Source organism: Pseudomonas sp. TE31087 (assembly GCF_057284075.1).
On the sequence record NZ_JBXVNN010000001.1, the window covers coordinates 4,117,872 to 4,131,956 of the forward strand.

Annotated in this window: 9 protein-coding genes; 2 read left to right on the plus strand and 7 right to left on the minus strand. The window is 64.8% G+C overall.

Annotated features, from left to right (window positions below; translation table 11 throughout):
- Nucleotides 1-15: 15 nt before the first annotated feature.
- The gene (dibA, locus tag ACZ899_RS18540; RefSeq protein WP_234562459.1) at nucleotides 16-1,911 is read right to left on the minus strand and encodes a phosphodiesterase DibA; all 1,896 of its coding nucleotides are present in this window, start codon (nucleotides 1,909-1,911) and stop codon (nucleotides 16-18) included.
- Between the two features lie 151 nt (nucleotides 1,912-2,062).
- Between dibA and desA the strand changes: the two genes are divergently transcribed.
- Both desA and ACZ899_RS18550 read left to right on the plus strand, forming a co-directional pair.
- On the plus strand, nucleotides 2,063-3,247 hold the full coding sequence (gene desA, locus ACZ899_RS18545; protein ID WP_050703307.1) for a delta-9 fatty acid desaturase DesA: 1,185 nt from the start codon (nucleotides 2,063-2,065) through the stop codon (nucleotides 3,245-3,247).
- 140 nt (nucleotides 3,248-3,387) lie between these two features.
- Nucleotides 3,388-4,377 carry a GGDEF domain-containing protein gene (locus ACZ899_RS18550; protein ID WP_234562460.1) on the plus strand — a complete coding sequence of 330 codons (990 nt, stop codon included), beginning with the start codon at nucleotides 3,388-3,390 and terminating at the stop codon, nucleotides 4,375-4,377.
- 6 nt (nucleotides 4,378-4,383) lie between these two features.
- On the opposite strand, the gene ACZ899_RS18555 is transcribed toward ACZ899_RS18550, so the two are convergent.
- From ACZ899_RS18555 to ACZ899_RS18580, 6 genes are all read right to left on the minus strand, one after another.
- Nucleotides 4,384-5,163, minus strand: coding sequence for a hypothetical protein (locus tag ACZ899_RS18555; RefSeq protein ID WP_234562461.1), 780 nt, complete (start codon nucleotides 5,161-5,163; stop codon nucleotides 4,384-4,386).
- Between the two features lie 140 nt (nucleotides 5,164-5,303).
- Nucleotides 5,304-6,641, minus strand: coding sequence for a response regulator (locus ACZ899_RS18560; protein ID WP_234562462.1), 1,338 nt, complete (start codon nucleotides 6,639-6,641; stop codon nucleotides 5,304-5,306).
- Nucleotides 6,642-6,778: 137 nt separating this feature from the next.
- A complete protein-coding gene (gabT, locus tag ACZ899_RS18565; protein WP_203648896.1) occupies nucleotides 6,779-8,056 on the minus strand; it encodes a 4-aminobutyrate--2-oxoglutarate transaminase in 1,278 nt (425 codons plus the stop codon).
- A gap of 183 nt (nucleotides 8,057-8,239) precedes the next feature.
- Nucleotides 8,240-9,682, minus strand: a complete 1,443-nt coding sequence (gabD, locus tag ACZ899_RS18570) for an NADP-dependent succinate-semialdehyde dehydrogenase (protein ID WP_028688580.1) — start codon at nucleotides 9,680-9,682, stop codon at nucleotides 8,240-8,242.
- 299 nt (nucleotides 9,683-9,981) lie between these two features.
- Nucleotides 9,982-11,655 (minus strand): aryl-sulfate sulfotransferase, encoded by a 1,674-nt coding sequence (locus ACZ899_RS18575; RefSeq protein WP_234562463.1) that lies wholly within the window; start codon nucleotides 11,653-11,655, stop codon nucleotides 9,982-9,984.
- A gap of 17 nt (nucleotides 11,656-11,672) precedes the next feature.
- Nucleotides 11,673-14,006, minus strand: coding sequence for a TonB-dependent receptor (locus tag ACZ899_RS18580; RefSeq protein ID WP_234562464.1), 2,334 nt, complete (start codon nucleotides 14,004-14,006; stop codon nucleotides 11,673-11,675).
- Nucleotides 14,007-14,085 lie beyond the last annotated feature (79 nt).

Below are 14,085 nucleotides of genomic sequence, written 5' to 3' on the forward strand. Positions count from 1 at the left end.
CCCCGCGATACGATCTCAGCCCCAGTGCAGCTCCGCCGCCGGCACCGGCCGCCCGAACCAGTACCCCTGCCCCAGCTGGCATTGCTGCTCCAGCAGGAACCGCGCCTGCTCCGCCTGCTCGACCCCTTCGGCGTGCACCTGCATGCCCATGCTCCGCGCCAGGGCGATGATCACCCGCACGATGGCGATGTCGTCCTCGTCATGGGGCAGGCCCGCGACGAAGCCCTGGTCGATCTTGAGCTTCTGCACGGGCATTCGCTTGAGTCGCAGCAATGACGAATACCCCGTGCCGAAGTCGTCGATGGCCAGTGTCACGCCCAGCTCGCGCAGGCGGTGAAGCTGCTCCAGGGCAACCTCAGGGTCTTCCATCACCGCGCTCTCGGTCACTTCGAGCTCGAGCAGCGCTGGGTCCAGCCCGGTGTCGTGCAATGCATCGGCCACCTGCCGGTACAGGTCGCGCTGGCTGAACAGGCGGCTGGAAATGTTCACCGCGACGAATGCCAACTGCCGCCCCTCGGTCTGCCACTGCACCATCTGCCGGCAGGCCTGGTGCAGCACCCAGGCGTCGATCTCGGCGATCAGCCCGGTGCGCTCGGCGATGGGGATGAACTCCCCGGGCGGGACCAGGCCGCGCTGCGGATGCTGCCAGCGCACCAGTGCCTCGACGCCGATCATCCGGGCGGTGAACAGGTCGTGCACCGGCTGGAAGAACACCCGCAGCTCCTGCTGCTCCAGCGCCCGGCGCAACTCGCCGGCGGTCTCGACCCGCTGCTGGGCATGGGCGGTGAGCTCCTCGGTGTACAGCGCGTAACAGGCGCGGCCGTTGCTCTTGGCCTTGAACAGCGCCGAGTCGGCGTTGCGCAGCAACTGCTCGGCGCTCAGCGCATCGCTGGGGAACAGGCTGATGCCGATGCTGACACTGATGAACAGGCGGTTGCCTTCGAAGCAGAACGGTTCCTTCAAACGCTCGATGATCGATTGCGCCAGCTTGCCGGCCTGGCCGACCTGCTGGCAGTTCTCGGCCAGCACGCCGAACTCGTCGCCGCCCAGCCGGGCCAGGGTCACGCCACTGCCCAGCACCTCACACAGACGCTCGCCGACCAGCTTGAGCAACTGGTCGCCGATGGTGTGGCCGAGGCCGTCATTGATGCTCTGGAAATGGTCGAGGTCCAGAAGCAGCAGGGCGCAGCCGCGCTTGTTGGCCTGGGCCGCGGCCATGGCCTGCATGGCGCGGTCATTGAACAGCAGGCGGTTGGGCAGGCCGGTCAGCGGGTCGTGATGGACGAGATAGGCCAGTTCTTCCTCGGTGTGCTTGATCGCGCTGATGTCGCTGAAGACCGCGACGTAATGGCTGAGCGCGCCACTGTCATCGCGAATGGCGCAGATCGTCTGCCATTGCGGATAGATCTCCCCGCTTTTACGGCGGTTCCAGATCTCCCCGCTCCACTCGCCCTGCTCCGCCAGGGCGGCGTAGATCTGCTGGTAGAACGGCGCGCCATGCCGACCGGACTTGAACTTGCTCGGGCGCTGGCCGATGACTTCGTCCTGCTGGTAACCGGTGATGCGCATGAAGGCCCGGTTGACGTGCACGATCAGGCCATTGCGGTCGGTCACCAGCACACCCTCCAGGGTGCTGTCGAACACCGCCGCGGCCATGCGCAGGCGCTCGCGGTCTTCACTGCGCAGGCGCGCGCCGATGCCGATGAAGTTCAGCAACCGGGCGCGCGAGACGAAGATCAGCAGGGCGCTGAGCAGCACCCACACCACGACGTTGATCTGACGCCCCACGGTCAGTGCCAGCGGGTCCTCGGTCATGCTGTGCAGAACCCCCTCGGACGCTGCCAGCCAGAGGATCGAGAACACCACGTAGAGCCCGGCCATGCGCAAGGCGTCGCGAACGGAAACAGACATGTCGGGTGGATGAGCCCATGAAAAAGGAAGGGGCATTATAAGGGCTGAAACACCCTGTGACCTCCTATCTAAAAGAGCGACTGGTTTTATTTACCCACCCGGGGATAATGCGAGCGCTGTTCCCCCTGAGTTTTCGAGGGTCTTTCCCGTTATGTGGTACTACGGTCTACTCGACTTGTCGGCCTGGCAACTGGTCGCCGTCACCCTGCTGATGACCCACCTGACCATCGTCAGCGTCACCATCTACCTGCACCGCTACTCGGCGCACCGCGCCCTGGAGCTGAACGCGGGGCTCAAGCATTTCTTCCGTTTCTGGCTGTGGCTCACCACCGCGCAGAACACCCGCGAGTGGACCGCCATCCACCGCAAGCACCACGCCAAGTGCGAAACCCCGGACGACCCGCACAGCCCGGTGCACAAGGGCCTGGGCACCGTGCTGCGCAAGGGCGCCGAGCTGTACCGTGAAGAGGCGCGCAACGAGGAAACACTGCGCATCTACGGCAAGAACTGCCCGGACGACTGGATCGAGCGCAACCTCTACACCCGCTACAAGCTCGGCGGCATCGCCCTGATGGCGGTGATCGACCTGCTGCTGTTCGGCACCATCGGCATCACCATCTGGGCGATCCAGATGATGTGGATCCCGTTCTGGGCCGCCGGCGTGGTCAACGGCCTGGGCCATGCCGTGGGCTACCGCAACTTCGAATGCCGCGACGCCGCCACCAACCTGGTGCCGTGGGGCATCATCATTGGCGGCGAGGAACTGCACAACAACCACCACACCTACCCCAACTCAGCGAAGCTCTCGGTGCGCCGCTGGGAGTTTGACATGGGCTGGATGTGGATCCGCCTGCTGAGCCTGCTGCGCCTGGCCAAGGTGCAGCGCGTCGCGCCCATCGCCCATCGCGTGGAGGGCAAGGCGTCGCTGGACATGGACACCGCCATGGCGATCCTCAACAACCGCTTCCAGATCATGGCCCAGTACCGCAAGCTGGTGATCGGCCCGCTGGTCAAGCAGGAGCTGGACAAGGTCGACGCCTCGGTGCGCCACCGTTTCCGCCGTGCCAAGCGCCTGCTCTCGCGGGAGACCAGCCTGCTGCAGGACCGCCACCACGTGCGCATCGAGTCGATGCTGGCCCACAGCCAGGCACTCAAGACCATCTACGAAAAGCGTCTGGCACTGCAGCAGATCTGGGCGCGCACCAGCGCCAACGGCCATGACATGCTCGCCGCGATGAAGGATTGGGTGCACGAGGCTGAGGCCAGTGGCATCCACTCGCTGCGTGACTTCGCCGCCCAGCTCAAGACTTACTCGCTGCGCCCCAACGGCGCCTGAACACCGTTGATCGGCATGCCCCGCAATGGGGCGTGCCGGCCGGAACTTCCCCCCCGAAAACCGACTCAAACCCGGCATATCGCCCGCGTGGCGGGCCGGACTGTGGCCGCACGCCCATCGTCGAGAAATGTTCCGTGCTCATGGCCAAAGACCTCCCACCCACACCTGCCAGCACTCCCCGCCCAGAAGCCGCCCAGACCCTGCTGGCCCTGCTCCACGCCCAAGGCGAAGTGGCTCGCCTGAGCGAACGCGAGCAGCTGTACAGCTCGCTGCTCGACAGCGTCAACGCCGTGCTCTGGGCCTTCGACTGGGAAACCCGCCAGGTGCTCTACGTCAGCCCCGCCTACGAGCGCATCTTCGGCCGCCCGGCCAGCCTGGTACTGGCCGACTACAACGAATGGCGCGACGCCATCTACCCGGACGACCTGGAGTACGCCGAGCGCAGCCTGGCCCAGGTGCTGGTCAAGGGCACCGTCGAGGACCGTGAGTACCGCATCCTCAATGCCGCCGGCGAGGTGCGCTGGCTCAGCGACAAGTGCTACATCAACCAGCAGCGCGAGGGCGACCAGCGGGTGATAATCGTCGGCATCGCCGAGGACATCACCGAAAAGAAACAGCTCGAAGGCGAGTTGCAACGCCTGGCCACCACCGATGTGCTCACCCAGAGCAGCAACCGCCGACACTTCTTCGAGTGCGCCCAGCAGGCCTTCGACAGCGCCCGCGAGGACGGCACGCCAATGGCCTTCCTGCTGCTGGACATCGACGATTTCAAGCACATCAACGACACCTACGGCCACCAGGAAGGCGACCAGGTACTACAGCGCATCGCCGACAGCGGCAAGGCCGTGCTGCGCCGTGGCGATCAGTTCGGGCGAATCGGTGGCGAGGAGTTTGCCGCCGTGTTCCCCGGCTGCACCGCGCAGGTGGCCGAGCAGATTGCCGAGCGTCTGCAGCGGGAGATCCAGCGGTTGAGTTTTAGCCATGGCGAGCACACCTACGGGGTTACCGTAAGCCAAGGGCTGACCGGGTTGCAGGATGAGGATGAAACGCTCGACAGCCTGTTCGCCCGAGCAGACGCCGCCATGTACCGTGCCAAGCGCCAAGGCAAGAACCAGATCGTTAAAGGCTGAAGCGGATCACTTCACGGCTGCGGTACTCCACTCGTAATCGATCGGCCCGCTACGTGGCCCAGCCAACTTCCCCTCAGGCTCTTTTTCCAGACCCTCCTTGAACCCGACTTCAAGAAAATGCCATTGCTGATCGGTGATTTCACCCGCCAGAGCGATGGCTTGGGCTGTGTAGCGTTTGATCAATGCAGCCTTCCTGGAATCGTTCGAATAGCTCATTGGTACCTCCGATATGTGGAAAGTACGTTGCTGGCTCATAGCCGCAACGGGGATCACGAGACTCCCGGCCGAATCGCGAACGAAACCAAGCGACTGATACAGGGGTTCAGCCCCTGGGTCGGGCTGTTGAACTTCGATTCGCGAGTACTTGAGCATCCTTGCGTACTCCGCAACCGCCAGCAGCGACAGTGACGCCACGAGCCCCCTCAATGGGTTACCCGGCCCGGGATTGCCCTCCAGCAGGATAATCTTGATGCAGCGCCTGCTTTGCCGGGGACTGGCATAGCAAAGACCGCAGAGCTCTCGTTCTGACCACAACGACAGGTCGAAACCTTTAAGATCGCAGTCCGTCCATCGCGGCACCTCTTCCCAAGGAAAGTGGTGAGTCTGCTCGCCCCAGCGCTGAAAAGCCTCGACAGCCCTGTGACCTAAGGGCTCGAAACACACCTTGTCGACGTCAAACCCGGGACTGAGCAGACGTTGACTCCTGCAGAATGCTTCCTGGGCAAGCTTCCGCGCTTGCGATCGATAGACCTGATAGCGCAGACCACGATGTCTGTACGTGCTCATCTTCAGCCGCAACCTTCCTGCCATTCCGCTGATGGAGTGGAGGGAAAGCTACGCCTGGAGGACTTCTCTGGATACGAACAGTCGTCCGCAATATCTGTAGGAAGGGTCCCAAGCCTGATACAACCCCGGCGATGCGCCGATCAGGCCTGGCGCTCCTCGCCCTCGGCCGGGCCTGCATCGGTAGCCGACGCAATGATCGGGGCAACCTCCGGCTCGCTGGCAGCAGCTTCCGCCGCCAGACGCTCGGCCTCCTCCCGCGCCAGCGCCTCAGGGTCCACCTTGCGCAGCCGTGACAGCTCCGGCAACCCAAGTTTGAGCAGGCGCGCGGTCTTGCTGCTGGCGACCTTCTCCAGCCCTTCGCTGGGCTTGAGCCGCGACAGCTGTCCAGCCAGGTTCATCGCCAGGATCTCCCGGGAATAGACGCCGCCGCCCAGCTGGTACACCGCGGCGATCAGCTCGCGCAGGTCCAGCGGCAGGCGCCAGCGGGTGCGCAGCGCCGAGCCGAACGGCGCGCCGAACTCGTTGAGCGACAGCTCCACCTGGTCCTCGTCCAGCTCGCCACCGGCCAGGCGCCACTCCTGCAGGGTACGCAGCACCGCCAGGTCACCCAGGCAGTGCAGCAGCCCCGCGCAGTAACAGCGTGCTTCGTCCACCTCGAGCATGCGCGCCAGGGTGCGGCCGTACTCGGCGGTGTGCAGCGAAAGGTTCCAGTAATGGGTGGCGTGCCGCGCCAGCAGCGGGTCGGTCAAACGGGCGCTGCGCTTGAGCGTGAGGCCGAGGATAAGGTTCATGCTCTGGGTGCTGCCGAGCTTGTTCAGTGCCTGCAGCAGGGTCTGTACCGGCGCTTCGCGGTGCAGGGCGGCACTGTTGGCGGCGGCGATGAGCACGCCGGTGATCTGCGGGTCGTTGCGCACCTCTTCCTCAAGCACCTTGAGGTTGAGGCCGTGAGGGTTGAGGGCACGCTTGACCGCCAATTGCACATCGGCGAACAGCGGGCCGCCATCGGCGCTGGCCCGGCGCTGTTCCAGGTAGGCCGGCAGTTGCGCGCCCGGCTGCAACGGCGGTACCGGGCAGGCGATCTGCTCACCCACCGCCAGCAGCAGGTTTTCCAGGCGCTTGCGCAGATTGTCCAGGTCGAGTGGCTTGCTCAGGTAGGCGGTCGGGTGCAACGGCAGCGCCTCGCGCACACTGGCGCTATCGGTGCGGTCACTCATCAGGATGAACGGCAAACCGGGCTTGTCGCCCTTGGCGCGCACCTTGCGCAGCAGATCGAGGCCGTCGAGCCCGGAGAGTTCGCGGGCGGCGATGATCAGGTCAGGCTTGGCCGCCAACGCGCTCAGCGCCTCGGAACCATCGGCGCAGACCTGCAGGCGGGCGTCGCAGCGCACGCTGAGCAGCATTTCGCTGAGCATGTCGCGCACCCAGGGATCGCCTTCGGCAATCAGCACGCAGGGGGGGACGGGGTCGACAGCGCTCATGGGCTATTCTCCAGGCTATGACGCGCGATCCATCGCAGCTTCCACGGAATCCTCGTACAACCTTAGCGCCTGATGCCGGCCAACGGCACAAAAAAAACCCGCCGAGGCGGGCTTTTTTCTGAAGCGTGTCACATTTTTCAGGCCAGTTCGGCGAAGCACTCTTCGATGATGGCCAGGCCTTTGTCCAGCAGCGCGTCTTCGGCGGTCAGCGGAACCAGGATCCGCAGGACGTTGCCGTAGGTGCCGCAAGACAGCAAGATCAGGCCCTTGTCGCGAGCCTTGGCGACCACCTGGGCAACGGCGGCGGCGTTCGGGGTGTGGGTGCCTTTCTCGAAGACCTCCACGGCGATCATCGAGCCCAGACCACGGACATCGCCGATGATCGAATGCTTCTTCTGGATTTCACGCAGGCCGGCGGTCAGGCGCTCGCCGACAGCCTTGCTGCGATCCAGCAGTTTCTCTTCCTCGAACACTTCGATCACGGCCAGGGCCGCGGCGCAGGCGATCGGCGAACCGGCATAGGTGCCGCCCAGGCCGCCCGGGGCGATGGCGTCCATGTACTCGGCCTTGCCGCACACACCGGCCAGCGGGAAGCCGCCGGCGATCGACTTGGCGAAGGTGGTCAGGTCAGGCGCGACGCCCATCTGTTCCATGGCGAAGAAGGTACCGGTACGGCCGGCGCCGGTCTGCACTTCGTCGGCGATCAGCAGGATGCCGTGCTGGTCGCACAGCGCGCGCAGGCGCTGCATCAGCTCTTTCGGCGCTGGCAGGAAGCCGCCTTCGCCTTGTACCGGCTCGAGGATGATCGCGGCGATATCACGCGGCTCGGCGTCGTTCTTGAAGATGCGCTCGACCGAGGCGATGGCGTCGTCGACGCTGATACCGTGCAGTTCGCTCGGGAACAGGGCGCGGAAGATGCCGCCTGGCATCAGGCCCATGCCAGCGGAGTACGGCACAACCTTGCCGGTCAGGCCCAGGGTCATCATGGTGCGGCCGTGGTAGCCGCCGGTGAAGGCGATCACGCCGGCACGGCCGGTGGCGGCACGGGCGATCTTCACGGCGTTTTCAACGGCTTCGGAGCCAGTGGTGACCAGCAGGGTCTTCTTGTCGAAGTTGCCTGGGACCAGCTTGTTGATCTTCTCGCACAGCTCGACGTAGGGCTCGTAGGCCAGCACCTGGAAGCAGGTGTGGCTGACCTTGGTCAGCTGCTCTTGCACGGCGGCTACCACTTTCGGGTGCAGGTGGCCGGTGTTCAGTACCGCGATGCCGCCGGCGAAGTCGATCAGTTCGCGGCCTTCGACGTCGATCACCGTCGAGTTCTTCGCGGTATCGACGAAGATCGGGTGGATCTGGCCGACGCCACGTGGGACGGCGGCTACACGGCGTTGCATCAGGGATTCGTTGGTCTTGCTCATAGTGCCCTCAATTGCGCCGGTTCTGCGGCGCTTTTATTCGGGGGTGGCTGGATGCAGGCGTGCACAGTATTCGTTGATCGACTGCCACACATGCCCTGGCCACCAGGTACCGCTATGTCAAAAAGGCCAGCGAGACGTCGCTCTCGCGCCCCGCTGGCAGAGGTAAAAGCGTTTACCTGGCGATCAGACGCTGATGCACAGGTATTTGATTTCGAGGTAGTCCTCGATACCGTACTTGGAGCCTTCACGGCCCAGGCCCGAAGCCTTGATGCCGCCGAACGGCGCCACTTCGTTGGAGATCAGGCCGGTGTTGATACCCACCATGCCGTATTCCAGGGCCTCGGCGACGCGGAACACGCGGCTCATGTCGCGGGCGTAGAAGTACGAGGCCAGGCCGAATTCGGTGTCGTTGGACATGGCGATGACTTCGGCCTCGTCCTTGAAGCGGAACAGCGGCGCCAGCGGGCCGAAGGTCTCTTCCTTGGCGACGGCGGCGGTTTTCGGCACGTCGACCAGGATGGTCGGCTCGAAGAAGTTGCCTTCGATGATCTTGCCGCCGGACAGCACCTTGGCGCCCTTGGCGACGGCGTCCTCGATGTGCTCCTGGACCTTGGCGACAGCCTTGCCGTCGATCAGCGGACCAGTGGTGGTGCCTTCTTCCAGGCCGTTGCCGATCTTCAGCTTGGCCACGGCGGCTTTCAGCTTCTCGGCAAACGCGTCGTAGACACCGTCCTGCACGTAGATGCGGTTGGCACAGACGCAGGTCTGGCCGTTGTTACGGTACTTGGAGATGATCGCGCCTTCGACCGCCTTGTCCAGGTCGGCGTCGTCGAACACGATGAACGGAGCGTTGCCGCCCAGCTCCAGGGAAACCTTCTTGATGTCCTTGGCGCATTCTTCCATCAGCTGGCGGCCGATTTCGGTGGAGCCGGTGAAGGACAGCTTGCGCACCAGGGAGTTGCCGGTCAGCTCGGAGCCGACTTCGCCGGCGCTGCCGGTGATCACGCTCAGCACACCGGCCGGGATGCCGGCACGGGTAGCCAGCTCGACCAGGGCCAGGGCGGAGTACGGGGTCTGCGAAGCGGGCTTGAGCACCATGGTGCAACCGGCGGCCAGGGCCGGGCCGGCTTTACGGGTGATCATCGCGGCCGGGAAGTTCCACGGGGTGATGGCGGCGGTGACACCGATCGGCTGCTTGATGACGATCAGGCGCTTGTCCGGCTGGTGGCCAGGGATGACGTCGCCGTACACGCGCTTGGCTTCCTCGGCGAACCACTCGATGAACGAGGCGGCATAGGCGATCTCGCCCTTGGCTTCAGCCAGTGGCTTGCCCTGCTCGGTGGTCATCAGGCGGGCCAGGTCGTCCTGGTGCTCGATCATCAGCTCGAACCAGCGACGCAGCTTGCCAGCACGCTCCTTGGCAGTCAGTGCGCGCCAGGCCGGCAGCGCCTTGTCGGCGGCCTCGATGGCGCGGCGGGTCTCGGCGGCGCCCATCTTCGGCACGGTACCGATCACCTCACCGGTGGCCGGGTTGGTCACCTTGATGGTCTGACCGCTGTCCGCATCCAGCCATTCACCGTTGATGAAGGCCTGCTGGCGGAACAACTGAGCGTCTTTGAGCTGCATGTCGGCTTCCCTTTACTGCGAATTATTGATTGTTGAAAAGGCGCCCCCGAGCGGGGGCGGCCGTCACAAATTCGTGCACCAGGGTGTTCGACGCCTGGGTGCCGAGCGTTTGAAATCTCAAACGGAATGCTAAGCGGGGGTTGGGGTGTTGGACAATAGGCTGTTCGAAAAAAAGAACGAATGGTCGGAATTCAGATCAGTGGAAATGCATCGCGGGGCAAGCCCGCTCCCACGCAGTCTTTGCACGGACGGCGTGGGAGCGGGCTTGCCCCGCGATAGGGTCCTGGGAGGTTAGTCCATCAGAACGCCTTGTCGAGATCGATCACCAGCGCCCGATAGCCCACGCTGCCCGGCTGGCGACTGTGCACTTTCAGCTCCACCGCCACCTCCTGGGTGCCGCGACGCACTTCATTGAGCACGCTGGTCGTCAGCTTCTCGGGCGTCAGGAAATTCACCGATGCCGAGTAGATGAACTGGGTATCGGTATCCGCCCGGTACGCCACCACCGAGGTGATCGGGCTATACCACTCGTCACCGCGCTCCTTGCCGTACTGCCACACCTGCTCGACCGTGCCCTTGGCCTCGTCGATGCGGTACTCCACCGCCCGGCTGTAGTTTCCGCTCAGTTTCGTCGGCCCGAAGTCGCGGCCCCAGCCGTTGTCGAACACGGTCAGCGTGCCGCGCCCGGTCAGCCAGGCAGTGTGCTGGGTCCAGGACCATTCGAAACCCTCGCCCACCGGTTTGAGAACTTTGTCCTGCAAACGTGCCGGCCAGCCTTGCGGCGCGGCGAGAATCCACTTCACCTGCTTGTCGCGGCCGATCTTCACCACGCCCTGGTGCCGTGCTGAAACGATGATGCTGTCGTCATCGGCATCGTAGTCGATGGCATTGACGTGGGCCCAGTTGCGCCCGGTACCGACGCCGGGAGTGTCGCCGAACGGCAGGTCGCCTTCGGCCAATTCGTTGGCCAGCCGGTCATCCTGTTTTTGCACACCGTCCGGCAGCTGGATCGCGGCCTTGCCCAGGGTTTCCAGCAACTCGCCGCGGTACGGGTCGAGGATCTGGTTCAGGTCCCAGAAGTCCAGCACATCGCCGGCCTCGTTGACCTCGATGATATGGTCGCGGATCGAGCGCACGCGCTTGGCGTCCGGGCGGCGGTAGTCGCTGGTGCCGACCCGAAGCAGGTAGCTGCCGTTCACCGTCTCGCGGATCTCGTGGGAGAAGTCGGCGAACTTGTCCGGCAGGTTGCGCTGCCACACCTTGCGCCCCAGCAGGTCGTACTTGGAGTAGGTCTGGCCCTGGCCCCAGATCAGCTTGCCGTCGCGGGTCTGGTGGAAACCCATGGTGCCGCCCAGGCCGTCGCGGTGGTTGGAGTCGTGGATCTGCTCGATGTCCAGGTACCAGCGCACGTCACCGTTGCTGTCGGCGATCCAGTTGTTGCCCACCGAGTCCCATTCGGCGGCGCCGCCCAGGCCGTTCCACTTGAAGGCACGCCCGCCGGGGATCTCGGCCAGCAGGTGGTTGAACAGGTACAGGCGCTGCTCGAAACCGGGCGCGACCTTGACCGGCTCCACCTCGGGCAGCGCGGCGGTCTGGTTCGCCACTACCGGCAGGCGCACCGCCGGGGCGTAGATTTGGTAACGCTCGCGGATGCGTTCGCCATCGAGCTTGTAGCTCACCTCGACCTGGTTGACGTGGTCGGGGTACAGGCCGAACACCGGGATGCCGCCGTAGGTCCACAGCGAACGGTCGGACACGTCGTAGACGATATCGACACCGCGCTCGCCGCGGCCCAGCACCCGCACATGGGCGGCGCTCAGGGTGCGTCCGCCGTCACGGATGATCGCGGTCAGCGGCGCCAGGCGGTACGGGTTGACCACCACGTCACCGAGCAGGGCTTGGTCGCGGTCGGGCACCTTGGCGGTGAGGCAGGCGCCTTCGGGCAGGTCGTGCGGTTGGGTCTTGGCATTCATGGCAAAGCTCCTTGTGCTCAGAAGTCGTAACGGGCGGTGGCACCCACGGTGCGCGGGGTGCCCAGCACGCCGGCATAGCCGCCGTTGGCGGAGTTCCACAGGCTGGTGAAGTAGGTCTTGTCGCCGGCGTTCTTCACCCACAGCGACAGGTCGAGCACGCCGTCGCCCTGGTCCAGGCGCACGCCGGTGGACAGGTTGACGATGCCGTAGCTGGGGATCTGGCCGTAGTCGGAGTCATCGATGGTACCGACGGCCTTGGAGCGGAACGCGTAGCTGGCGGTGACGTAGGGCTCGATGCGCTCGCTGAGCTGCCATTTGTACTGGCCATTGAGGTTGGCGATGTACTTGGAGGCACCGACCACCTGGTGGCCGGACAGGTCGCAGGTGGCGGCGGGGTTGGCCAGGCTTACCTCGGGCGGGCACGGCGCGTCCTTGTAGTCGGTGTAGCGCACGTCGTTCCATGAGCCGTTGAAGTTCAGCGTCAGGCCTCGGATCGGCAGGGCCGTGGCTTCGAACTCCAGGCCGCGAGAACGCACGCTACCGGCGTTGGCCAGGTACTGCACACGGTTGGCTTCGTCGTAGACGTTGGCCTGGTAGCCGTGAACTTCAGTCCAGAACAAGTTGGTGTTCAGTTGCAGGCGGTTGTCGAACAGGGTGCTCTTGAGCCCGAGTTCGGCGTTGTTGGCCCGCTCGGTACCCACCAGCAGCGAATCGGTGCCCAAGCGTGGGGCGGCACCGACGGTCAGGTTGACACCCCCGGACTTCTCGCCGTGGGACAGGCTGGCATAGCCCAGCACGTCGTCGCTGAAGCGGTAGCTCAGGCTGAGCAGCCCGGAAGGTGAGAAGCTGTACTGGTTGAGGTCACCTGAATCGTAGGCGCCCACCCGGCCCTGACGGGCGGCGGCCGCCGCACCGGTGACGGGCGCGCCACCGGACGGCGCATCGCGGGTCACCCAGGCGCTTTTCTCCTCGTAGGTGCCACGCACCCCGGCGGTGAAGTCCAGGCGTTCGGTCAGGTGCCAGGTACCCTGGGCGAACAGGGCGTAGCTGTCGGTGTCGATGTGGCCATTGCCGATGGTGTTCACGTTGGCCAGGGCGCCGGCCGGGGTCAGGTTCCAGACATCGGCCTGCGGCCCGTAGTAAGTGAACGATTTATTGTCCAGGTCCTGCTTGAAGTAGTACGCACCCAGTACGTAGTCGAAGAAGCCGCCGGTGGGTGAGGCCAGCCGAATCTCCTGCGAGTACTGCTTGTCCCGCACCGAAACCCCGGCACTGTAGAACACCGGCACGTTGAGACCGTCGTCGTTGCGCGGGGTGAAATCCCACCAGCGGTAGGCGCTGATCGAGGTGAAGGTGAAGTCGTTGGGCAGGGTCCAGTTGGCCTCCACCGAGGTGCCGCCCTGGAACACCTTGACCATCTGGTCGGCGTCGAAGTTGACCTTGCGGTCCTTGCCCGACACCAGGGTGGCGCCGGCCTGGGCGGCCAGGCTTTCGTAGCGGTTCACGCCATTGATGGTCGGGCCGGTGCTGTACAGGCTGAGGATGCCGTTATCGGAGTCTTCTTCGTTGTACTCGCCGATCCAGCGCAGGTTGAAGGTTTCGCTGGGCTTGAACAGCAACTGGGTGCGAAAGCCCTGGCGCTTGCCGCCATTGAGGTCGTGGCCGTTGTAGATGTTCTTAACATAGCCGTCGTCCTCGGTGTGGTAGGCGCTGATGCGCCCGGCGAGGGTGTCGGTCAGAGGGCCGGAGAAGCTGCCCTGGGTCTGCCAGTAGCCATCCTCGCCCAACGACGACTGCACGCTGCCTTCCTGGTGGAAGGTCGGCTTGCGCGTGGTGATGTTGAGCACCCCGGCGGTGGTGTTCTTGCCGAACAGCGTGCCCTGCGGTCCGCGCAGCACCTCCAGCTGCTCGACATCGAGCAGGTCGAACACCGCCATGCCCGGGCGCCCCAGGTAGACGTTATCCAGGTACACGCCAACGCTGCCTTCCAGGCCATCACTGGCCGGGTTGTTGCCCAGGCCGCGAATGGAAATGCTCGACTGTCGGGCGTGGACATAGGCGACGTTGGTACTCGGCACCAGCTGTTGCAGGTCCTGCACGCGGTAGATGCGCTGGGTCTCCAGGGTTTCGCTGCCCAGCACGCTGATCGGCGTGGGCACGCTCTGGGCGGTCTCCTCACGGCGCCGGGCATTGACGGTGACGGTGCCGAGCTTGGCTTCCTGCTCCACGGCCGGTGCGGGGCTGGGCTCGTCGGCGAAGCTGCCGCCGGCGGCGCCCAGCAGCATCCCGGCAGCCAGGGGTTGTAGGACGAACAACGAGGCGCGCGCGGGCCAACGGGAAAGTCGGGACATGCAGATGCTCCTTGAGGCAAGGGCCCAGGCGAGCATTTCCGTTGGCGGAACCGAATCGCGGTCAGGCTGGCTTATATTC